We start from the raw sequence: 10,285 nt of genomic DNA, 5'->3' as shown, positions 1-10,285 counted from the left end.
AAACGGGGGGCGCTGCATCCATTCGAAATTCAACAGAGCCAAAAGAACTCATGGGCGAATGCGGGTAGCGGGGCCGCGCCAGCTCAGTGAGGCTCGCCCCAGCGGTCAGTGCGTCACTCGTCGGCTCAAAGCCTCGGAGGTGATGGTCGCGGCAGTAGACGCTGAGCGCTTGTATGCAGTCGCTGTAGCGTTGCGTGGCAGCGCCGGGGTTTTCCCGCGGGCGGCAGTGGCCTGCGCGGGCTCAGCGGGCCCTCTGGCGTTTGGGCAAGCTCTGGAGAAACGGCCGAAAGCGAGGTCTGTTTCAGCCCTCTCCCCGGAGCACCCCGCAGGATGATGGATGGGCGTGGAGAAAGCCGCTCCCGTGTGTTCGCCCAACGCTGCCTCATCGCCATGCACCTACCTGCCCGCTCGCCACGTCAAGCCTCCCTTGGATTCCCGCGGCGTTGGCGCGCTGCGCTGGCCCGTGGTGCCGCACTGGGAGCGCTGGTGATCGGCACCACGGCGGCCTTGGCACAGCCGCTCACCTTCGCCGTGGCAAGAACACCGCTTTCGCTGCCGATCTACATCGCCAGCGAGAAAGGCTTTTTTGCAGATGAGGGTCTCGACTTGCGCTTGTCTGACTGCACGGGTGGCCACCGATGCCTCAAGCAGCTTCTGGACGACCAGGCTGACCTTGCGACCGCCGGCGATCTCCCCGTGGTTTTCAATTCGTTCGAGAGACCCGATTTCGCGGTGCTGGGAACCTTCGTGACCACCACCGAAGACGTCAAGCTGATTGCCCAAGCGCGCTCCGGCATCTCCAAGCCTCAGCACCTGGTGGGCAAGCGCGTCGGCGTCGTGCCGGGCTCGTCCAGCCAATACTTCCTGGATCTGTACCTGCTCACCGTGGGGGTAGACCCGAGCACCTTGACGCTCGTCAACTTGCAGCCGGAGAAGATGCTCGAGGCGATGATGGCAGGCACCGTCGATGCGGTCGCCGTATGGGAACCCTACTCATATCTGATCATCCAGGCCCTGGGCCCCAGCGCCCTGGTGATGCCGCACACCAGCGGCTACATCCTCACCTTCAACCTTTTGGGCCATCGCAGGTTGGTGGGTGCGCGCGACGCCGATCTGACGCGGGTGTTGCGGGCCGTCGAGCGAGCAGAGCAGTTCATCCGTGAGCACCCGGCAGATGCGCAGGCGATTCTTCGCGCCCGGCTCAAGCTCGATCAAAAGTTCATCGACTGGGTGTGGGCGGGGCTCAACTTTCGCCTGGGGTTGGATCAGTCTCTGATCACGACCATGGAAGGTGAAGCGCGGTGGGCGCGCCGCGCAGGCCACGTCAAGGGCACGGCTACGCCGAACTTTCTGGGCATGCTGCACACCGCTCCGTTGAAATCTGTCAAGCCGGCTGCGGTGGGTGTGGCCCGCTAAATCGCCATGCGCATTCGTACTTTGCTTCTGGCGGTGATGGTCGCCACCCTCAGTCTGGGCGGTGTGGCCGCCTTGCTGGTGGTTCGCGCCGCCCAAGACGAGAACGCCGCCAGCGAAACCCAGGCGCGGGCGCAGACGACCTCTCACGAGGTGTCAGGCTTGTTGGTGCTGACGCAAGAGTACGCACGCCATTCAGAATCACGCTCGGCTCATCAATGGCACCAGCGCCACGCCACCATCACCACCGCTTTGTCCGGTGACGACGCCGGCGCCGCACTCAAGGAACTGCGTTCGGTGACGCAGGCCCTGCCGCCGTTGTTCAACCGCCTGCAGGAGCTGCCCACCGACGAAGCGCCTTTCACGCTGCGGCGCAAAGAGGTGTTGATCGATCAGCTGTTGACCAGCACGCAGGCCATGAGCGACCTCGCCTACCAGTGGTACCAAGAGGCGGTGCTTCAGCGCAAGGCAGCGGAACTGCGCTTTCAAGCCTACGCGCTGGTCACGCCACTCGTCATGCTGGCCCTCGTCATCGCCATTGCGGCCATCGTGCAGCGGCGCGTGCTGCGGCCCTTGCGCAGCCTGACCGATGCGACGGGCGCAGTGTCGCGCGGCGAGCGGGGCGTACGCGTGGCCACCAGCAGCCGCGACGAGTTCGGTGAGCTGTCTCGCCGTTTTGACCAAATGACCGTGGCGCTGGCTCAGAGCGACGCGCAATCTCGCCGCGCCGAGCAGCGGCTGCGAGCCGTCGCCGACAACCTGCCCGTGCTGATCGCGTACGTTGATCGAAATCAGGTGTACCGATTCGTCAACGCCCACTTCAAAACCACATTCGGCGCAGAGCTCGAAAGCTTCCTGGGCAAAACAGTGGCCGAGGTGCTGGGGCCCAGGGCCTACGCTCAAACGGCGGGCGAGATTGATCGCGTGCTGCGGGGTGAACGGCGCTCATTCGAGCGCCACCACCAAACCGAACACGGTGTTGACGCACATCTTCTGGTGGACTACCTGCCCGACCACGGCAGCGAAGGTGCCGTCGACGGCTTCTACGTGCTGGTGATCGACATCACGGCCCGCAAGAACGCCGAGCTGGCTCAAGCACGCAGCGAACGCCTGCTGCGCATGATTGCCGACAACCTGCCCACGCTCATCTCCTACATCGACCCGGAAGAGAAGTTTCGCTTCGTCAACGCCCACTACACGCACTTGCTTGGCATTGAAAGAGATGCCTTGCTCGGCGCCACGGTGGAAGCCACGCTCGGCCCCAACAACTACCCGCTGGTGAAACAGCACCTGGCCGCGGCGTTGGCCGGCGAGGGGCAACACTTCGAGCGTGTCTCGCTGATCGACGGCCGCACCACTCACCTGTTGACCGATTACATCCCCGACATTGACGACCAGGGCAAGGTGATCGGCATCTTCGCGATGGCGGTCGATATCACCGCCCTCAAGCAAGCCGAGCTGCTGCACGCACAAAGCGAACAGCGCGTGCGAAGCATTCTCAAACATGCACCCGATGCGTTCATCAGCATCGATTCTCAAAGCAGAATTCGGGAATGGAACCGGCAAGCGGAGCTCACCTTTGGTTGGAGCAAAGACGAGGTGCTGGGCCGTCAACTGGCAGAGATACTGATCCCACCGGAGCACCGGCACGGGCACAACGCGGGCATGAAGCGGTTCGTCGAAACGGGCGAGGGGCCCGTGGTCAACCAGCGCATCGAGATCACCGCCATGCACAAGGATGGCCATGTCATTCCGATCGAGCTGTCGGTTGCCGCGGTAAATGAGGGCACGGGGTACGCCGCCACGGCGTTCCTGAGAGACATCTCCGAGAGGAAGCGTGCTGAGGCGTTGCTGCACGACAGCGAACGCCGGCTGCGCGACATCACCGACAACATCCCCGCCATGGTGGGCTATTTCGACACCGAGCAACGCTGCCTCTACGCCAACGCCACGGTGCTCAAGATCCACGGCATTCGCAAAGAAGACACCCTGCTTCACACCCTGCGCTCGGGCCTGGGAGAAGAGAGCTACGCGGTACACGAGCCCCACGTGCGGCGCGTGCTTCAAGGCGAGTTTGCCCGCTTCGAAGGCCACCTGAACCGTGCCGGGCGCGACGTGTACTTTCAAGCACACCTGGTGCCCGACAAGACAGAAGGCGGCACGGTTCGCGGCTTCTATGTCATGACCTTCGACGTGACGGGCGTTCGGCAGGCCGAAAGGCAACGCGCCCGCAGCGAGCAGCAACTGCGCCAGATCACCGACAACCTGCCGGTTCTGATTTCGTATATCGACAAGGACCAGCGCCTTCGCTTCGCCAACGAAACCTACCGCACTTGGTTGGGGGCCGACCCGGTGAAACTGCTGGGCATGCATGTTCGCGACGTGGTGGGCCCCACGCTATATGAGCCGCGCCGACCGAACCTGGAACGCGCCCTGCGCGGAGAGCGCGTTGAGTTCGAGAACGAAGCGACAGCGCGGGGCGTGACGCGCACCACGCACACCAGCTACATCCCCGACCTCGACCCCGATGGCAGCGTGCTAGGCATCTACACGCTCAGCTCTGATGTCACCGCGCTCAAGGAAGTCGAGCGCAAGCTGCAAGCACTGGCGCGCTACGACACGCTGACAGGCCTGCCGAACCGCTTGCTGTTCAATGAGAAGTTGCCTGAGGTACTGGCACGTGCCGGCCGCACCGGCAATGCGCTGGCGCTGATGTACCTCGACGTCGACCGCTTCAAGGCCATCAACGACGGGCTCGGCCATGCTGCAGGCGATGAGGTGCTGAAGGAATTCGCGCGGCGCCTGGTCACAAGCGTGCGTACCACCGACACCGTGGCGCGGCTGGCAGGCGACGAGTTCGCCATCATTCTCGAAGGGCTGCACGATCACGGCGAGGTGAAGGCGATCGCGCAGAAGATCGTCAACCAGGTGAAGCTGCCCATGCAGGTAGGCGAGCGCGAACTCGCCGTGACCACCAGCGTCGGTATCGCCTTCCACGACCCCTCTCAACCGGCCACGACGTCAGCGCTGCTGCTGGCCCAGGCGGATGAAGCGTTGTACGCGGCCAAGGGCGCCGGCAGAAGCACATTTCGTGTGGCATCTGCCACCACCGAGCGGGAGCAGCAGCTTTGACCCTTCCGATGCGTCTGCATCTGCGCTTGGCGATGGGGTGGCTCATCGCCCTGTACGCCGGCACCGCTGCAGGCGAAACACTCAGCCTGGCGGTCTCGCACGGGCCGGTGTCACTTGCAATCTATGTGGCGGAGGCAGACGGCCTGTTCGCCAAGGAAGGTTTGACCGTCAACAAGCTCGATTGCAACAGCGGCCGCGACTGCGTTCGCTTGCTGACCGATGGGTCGGCCGAGGTCGCCACGGCCGCGGAACTCGTGGCCACCCTCAACAGCTTCTCGCGCCCTGACCTGGCCATGATCGCGACCATCAGTACCTCGTCGCACCAGATCAAGCTGGTGGGGCGGCGCAGCGCGGGCATCGCGCTTCCCGCCGACCTGGCGGGCAAGCGTGTGGGGACCGTGCTGGGCAGCTCGGCCCAGTACTTCCTGGACAGCTGGCTGTTGTTTCACGGCGTCGACCCGCGACCCAAAGTCATAGGCTACACCCCTGACCAACTCACAGCCGCCTTGCAGCAAGGCGACGTGGATGCGGTGGCCATTTGGGAGCCGGTGGCATCGACCGCACTTTCATCCCTGCGTGAAGACGGCCTGCTGCTGCCCAACCCGCGCGTGTACACCCAGCATTTCGGGCTCATCACCAGCAAAGCGGCTGTTGCCTCGCGTGAAGCGGCACTTCTGAAACTGCTGCGCGCCTTGGTGCGTGCAGAGCGGCTGATTGCCGAAGATCCCGCCCACGCAGTGCAAGTTCTGATTGCAAAGATGGGCTACTCGCCGGCAGCGGCGCAAGCGCAATTGAAAGAGCATGATTTTCGGGTCCGGCTCGACCAGGCGCTGGCCAGCACGATGAGCAGCCAGTCACGCTGGGCACTGCGTGAAAACTATGCCAAGCCAACAGCAGGCGCGGGCGGCGTGGCAAGCGTGCTGCAGCCATCGCTGTTGCGCAAGGTGGCCCCGGAGGCTGTCACGCTGGTGCGCTGATTCGACAGCGCTGCTGGCAGGAGTTGACTGCGGCCACGCCGCGGGCTCAGCGCGCGAGCGCGCGCTGGCGCTTTTGTGTCTGGTCGATATAGCGCTGCATGGCGCGCACCACGTCGGGGGTCGGGTCAACGATCTCGCAGCCCAGGCGCACGCCACGGGCATCGGGATTGAGTGAAGTCACATGCTGCAGGCGCACCGAGGTGCTCACGCGCGTGTCCATGTCGAGCTCGATCTGCACGCCATTGAGCACCACACCGGGCTGCAGCGGTGGTACGTCGTCGGGCAAGAACAGCGCACAGCCACCGATGCTCACGTCGAGTACCCGCAAGGCCAGCGCCATGTCGGGAATCATCGGGTGGCGCACGCGCGCCACGGGGGTGCTGCGCAGCAGCGGGCGCACGCGAAAGCCGCTGCGCCGTTGAAAACGATAGATCTCGCGCGGGAAGGCGCAGTTGAGTGCGCTCGATTTGCCACCACGCACCAGCACCAGCCCGCTCACGTCAAACTGCAGCTTGATGCTGTCGAGGTAGGCCACGGCCACCGCGTCTTCGGCCTCGACCAGCGCCTGCACCTGGTTGCTGTCGGAATCGGCGCTGAAGCTCACGATGCCGCGGGCGGCGTCGATCGCCCACAGCGTGGTGGTGTAGGACGCACCGTCGCTGCCGTTGAGGTTGATGAGCACGCTGCCGTCGACCAATGACTTGAGCGTCTTCACCATTTCGGGTTGCGCCGTCATGCGGAACTCATCGAGCCCACCGTGGGCGGCGGCCACCGCGTCGAGCTGCATGGGCAGGGTGTCCATTGACATCTTGGGGGTGCGCCCGCGTGCCCGCTCAGTGAACGGACTTCGGGCGCCCGGCGAGGATGCCGTCGAGGTCTTCCAGCCACGGCTCGGCCAGCTGGCGGATCTCGGCGTCGTTGATCAAGATGCGCTGCATGATGCGCGACTTGAGCTGCGCCTCTTCGCTGTCCAGCGCCTGCGCGTTGGCGGCGTGCTTGAGCTGCGAGATGAGCAAGGCGCAAGCGCCTTCGAGCTTGACGACCTGGTCCCAGTCGCCCACGCGAGCGGCCTGCAGCATGTCGGCGCTGGCCCGTTCGATTGCTTCGTAGTAGTGCAGCAGGGCGGTGTTCATAGGGTCTCCCGGGGCGCTGAAGGGGGTGGCAGTGCGCAGTGTTGCTGTGCGCTTCATGCCGCTGCTGCCTTGGGGCCCATTTCGGCCCACGCCGTGCTCAGGGGTTCGATCAGCCGGGCGCATTCGGCGATGGCGGCCTCGTCGCCGTGCAGGTTGGCATAGGTGAGGCGAACCGTCACGTAGGCGTACAGGTCGCGCAGGTCGAGCGCCAGCTGGCCACCTTCCTCTACGTTGAGGCCTGCGCGCAGGCCTTCATCGATGATGCGCACGGCACGGCCGATGGCCTGGCCCTTGGCTTCGATGTTGCCGTGTCGTATGGCGCCGCGCGCTTGGGCGAAGGACTCGAGCAGGCCTTCGAACAGCATCTCCACCAGACGATGCGGCGTAGCGCCATCAACACCGGTGGTCACGTGCACTTGCTGATAGGCGCCGAGTTGGCGCTTGGAGGGGGCAGAGTAGGCGGCTGAAGCAAACATGGCTGTTGGGCTTTTAGCGTTGGGCAGATACTTGGTTATCGGCGTGCCATGTCAGCGCTTGAGCCCAAGGTGCCATTTGAACAACTGGTGTTTTCAGGCGTTTACAGGCCATTCGCCATGCATTCTTCGCTCAGCGAGCCCTGTTCCACTGCGCCACCTGGTTCGTGATGTAGGTGTTGAGCGCGGTCAGCTTGGACATGTTGCTGTCCAACGAGGTGTATTGGGCCCGCAGGCGCGCTTCGGTGAGGGTGAGGCGCGAAGTGATCTCGCCCTGGCGCTTCTGGTTGAGCGTGAGGCTGGTGTTCAGGCCCGCGGTCTTGGTGCTGAGCGCACCGTCGCTGCCCAGCACCTGATCGCCAAAGATGCGCAGTCGCGTGGCCACGCCGTTCTGGGCGGTGTCGAGCGCGTTGCTGGTCGAAAACAGCTTTTTTACCTCAGGGAGGTTGCTGTTCAAGGCGCTGGTCAGTTTGGTGTCGTCGATCTTCAGCTTGCCATCGGATTGCAGCGAAATACCCACCGCATTCAAGCTGGCGTAGACGCTGGATGCCGGCGACGAGCCGGTAAGCGCGTTGCGCAATTGGCGCTGCAGCGCCACCGCAGTGCTGTCGCCTTGCAGCCTGCCGGCCGTCTTGGTGGCCTCGTCGTACTTGGTTTGCGCGGACAGCGTGGTGGACAGCGCGTTGAAGTTGTCCACAAAGGTCTGGAGCGATTTCTTTAGCGCGGTGTTGTCTTGCGCCACGCTGATCTGCACCGCACCCGTGGTGACCTTGCTCAGGTTGAGCGTGAGGCCTTGCAGCGTGTCGGTGAGCCGGTTGCCCGAGGTGGTGACCGCCAAGCCGTTGATCGTGACCTGTGCGTCGGCGGGGGCCTGCGTCTGGGTCATGGCGTTGGTGGCCGAATCGGGGTCGAAACTCAGGTCGGCCGCGCCGCCATCGCCCGACAACCGAAAGGCACTGCCCGAGCCCGGGGTGGTCGAGCTGATGATCAGGCGGGCGCCGGTGGCGTCGTTCACGATCACCGCAGACACGCCGGCACCGGCGGCATTGATCTTGTTGCGCACCATGGCCACGGAGTCGGTGGGGCTGATGTCGATGTTCATCGCCGCCAGATTGGGCTGTGGCGCAAACCCGGCCTGGCCGAAGCTGCCGATCTCTACGCGCAGCGTGCCGGCGCCGACCAAGGCATCGGCTGAGTCATAGGTCTTGGTGACGGCGGTGTGTGCGGTGGCGAGCGCTTCGACGCTGACGGCGTAGTTGCCGGGCACGGCGCCCTCGCCGCTCGTCACCTGAATGGCCGTGGCGTCAGACGACGTGGCCGAGGTCGCACCCCAGGTGGTGGCTTTGGTGAGGTCAAGAGAGGAATCGCGGAAAGTGGACAGGGCAGACTGAAGCTGACCAAAGGCTGAGATCTTGGTCTGTATCGTCGACGCTTGTGTCTGCAGGCGCGTGACCGGCTGTCTCTCGATCGACATCAACTTGGTGACGATCGATTCCACATCCAACCCACTGCCAATGCCTGATGAACTGATGGTCGCCATAGCACACCTCTTACGTTCCTTTCGTCACCGCGGGAAGACATCTCCCACGGTCACGGCCTACCAATGCAAAACCGAGATACCCAAGCAAGCCTGGATATCTCGTTGTCGGCGGCAATTTCCGGAACTTGAGTCCGGACTGTCAAATTTTTAACGTTGCAACAGGGTGAGCACCTGCTGCGGCAGCTGATTGGCTTGCGCCACCATGGCATTGCCGGCCTGCTGCAGGATCTGGGCGCGCGACAGGGCGGCGGTTTCAGCGGCGAAGTCGGCATCCATGATGCGGCCGCGTGCGGCTGACAGGTTTTCGGCAAACACGGTCAGGCTGCCGATGACGGAATCGAAGCGGTTTTGCGCGGCACCGAAGGCGGCGCGGGCGGTGGTGGTGTCGATGATGCCGGTGTCGAGCGCGTCCATCGCGGCAATTGCGCCAGTGTTGTCGATGCCCGATATGTTGAGCGCGCCCAGTGCGGCGACGGTGGCAGTCAGGTCGACCGAGTTGATCGTCAGCGTGTCGGTGGCACCGGTGCCTGCGCCCACCTGGAAGGTGAAGGCGGGGGTGCTGCCGTCGAACAGCGCGGTGCCGTTGAACTTGGTGCCCGTGACGATGCGCGCGACCTCGTCATTCAGCTGCTGGAATTCAGCCTGAAGGTTGTCGCGGTCTTGCGAGTTGTTGGTGCCGTTGGCAGATTGCACGGCCAGCTCACGCATGCGCTGCATGGCGTCGCCGATCTTGCCGAGTGCGCCTTCAGCCGTTTGCGACAGCGAGATGCCGTCGTTGGCGTTGCGGGCAGCGACGTTCATGCCGCGCACCTGGGAATTCATGCGCTCGGCAATGGCGAGGCCGGCAGCGTCGTCCTTGGCGCTGTTGACACGCAGGCCGGAAGACAGTCGTTGCATGGCAACCGACAAGGCGCCCTGCGACATGCTGAGATTTCGTTGAGCGTTCAGGGAATTGAGATTGGTGTTGATGGTCTGGGGCATGTTGCACTCCTTCAAGAATGATCGACCTCCGGCACATGCCGGCGTTTGGCTCTGCAGACGTGTGGTCTTTCATTCCACAGCTACTGCCGACTTGAAGTCCGCGCGGGTTTAGGTAACGCACCTCCGACCGTGGGACCACAGGTCGTCTTCATGACCTGCTGAGTGCAATTGTTTGGGAAGCTTGAGGTAGGCATAAGGCCGAAATGAACGGGGATTTCCGGCCAGTTCCGGAATGACGGCAGGCATCGAGCCGAGCCGATGCGAAGCGAAGCGAGGCGGGGCGAGGCTGGTGTTGCCGGTGTTCATCTTCCCCTTCGGACGAGCTGAGCAGCACAGGGCTTTGCGGGGCGCGCGTGAGCGCATCAACCTCTGACTTCGGGCAGCTGTTAGAGCGCAGCGGCCGCAGGCCGCGTAGCGAGTTCTGCCCGACCCGCAATGACCGAGCAGCGCAAGGCAGCCCTCGCGCAGCGGGGGCCGAGTCGGCAGGGTCGCTTTCTTTGCCTCCTTTCTTTGTCGACATGTTTAGACCGGAGACATGGGTAACGGGTGTGCGCGGACATGGGTAACGCTTTGGGGGTCGTAGCCCCGGAAGCGAACCATGGTCTGGCAGGAGAAGAACACCGTGTCCTTGCGTCA

8 protein-coding genes are annotated in these 10,285 nt (G+C 63.8%); 3 read left to right on the top strand and 5 right to left on the bottom strand.

Going from position 1 to position 10,285, the window contains the following annotated elements:
• Nucleotides 1-390: 390 nt before the first annotated feature.
• Genes AC30QB_RS18490 through AC30QB_RS18480 form a run of 3 tightly spaced genes read left to right on the top strand, consistent with a single transcriptional unit; the run spans nucleotide 391 to nucleotide 5,522 of the window.
• Nucleotides 391-1,416, top strand: a complete 1,026-nt coding sequence (locus AC30QB_RS18490; protein ID WP_489547732.1) for an ABC transporter substrate-binding protein — start codon at nucleotides 391-393, stop codon at nucleotides 1,414-1,416.
• A 6-nt stretch (nucleotides 1,417-1,422) separates the two neighbouring features.
• Nucleotides 1,423-4,545: a PAS domain-containing protein gene (locus tag AC30QB_RS18485; RefSeq protein WP_489547731.1), complete on the top strand. Its 3,123-nt coding sequence runs from the start codon at nucleotides 1,423-1,425 to the stop codon at nucleotides 4,543-4,545.
• An 8-nt stretch (nucleotides 4,546-4,553) separates the two neighbouring features.
• The gene (locus AC30QB_RS18480) at nucleotides 4,554-5,522 is read left to right on the top strand and encodes an ABC transporter substrate-binding protein (RefSeq protein WP_489547730.1); all 969 of its coding nucleotides are present in this window, start codon (nucleotides 4,554-4,556) and stop codon (nucleotides 5,520-5,522) included.
• A gap of 46 nt (nucleotides 5,523-5,568) precedes the next feature.
• Here AC30QB_RS18480 and AC30QB_RS18475 read toward each other — a convergent pair whose 3' ends face one another.
• The 5 genes from AC30QB_RS18475 to AC30QB_RS18455 form a co-directional block, all read right to left on the bottom strand.
• Nucleotides 5,569-6,324 carry a flagellar brake protein gene (locus AC30QB_RS18475; protein WP_489547729.1) on the bottom strand — a complete coding sequence of 252 codons (756 nt, stop codon included), beginning with the start codon at nucleotides 6,322-6,324 and terminating at the stop codon, nucleotides 5,569-5,571.
• 31 nt (nucleotides 6,325-6,355) lie between these two features.
• On the bottom strand, nucleotides 6,356-6,655 hold the full coding sequence (locus AC30QB_RS18470; RefSeq protein WP_489547728.1) for a flagellar protein FliT: 300 nt from the start codon (nucleotides 6,653-6,655) through the stop codon (nucleotides 6,356-6,358).
• A gap of 53 nt (nucleotides 6,656-6,708) precedes the next feature.
• Nucleotides 6,709-7,131, bottom strand: a complete 423-nt coding sequence (gene fliS / locus AC30QB_RS18465; RefSeq protein WP_489547727.1) for a flagellar export chaperone FliS — start codon at nucleotides 7,129-7,131, stop codon at nucleotides 6,709-6,711.
• Between the two features lie 130 nt (nucleotides 7,132-7,261).
• On the bottom strand, nucleotides 7,262-8,668 hold the full coding sequence (gene fliD, locus AC30QB_RS18460) for a flagellar filament capping protein FliD (protein ID WP_489547726.1): 1,407 nt from the start codon (nucleotides 8,666-8,668) through the stop codon (nucleotides 7,262-7,264).
• Nucleotides 8,669-8,815: 147 nt separating this feature from the next.
• Nucleotides 8,816-9,649, bottom strand: coding sequence for a flagellin N-terminal helical domain-containing protein (locus AC30QB_RS18455; protein WP_489547725.1), 834 nt, complete (start codon nucleotides 9,647-9,649; stop codon nucleotides 8,816-8,818).
• Between the last annotated feature and the right edge of the window lie 636 nt (nucleotides 9,650-10,285).

The sequence above is a fragment of the Rhizobacter sp. genome (assembly GCF_046595475.1).
Lineage (GTDB): Bacteria > Pseudomonadota > Gammaproteobacteria > Burkholderiales > Burkholderiaceae_C > Rhizobacter.
This window is presented reverse-complemented; position numbering and strand designations above follow the sequence as displayed.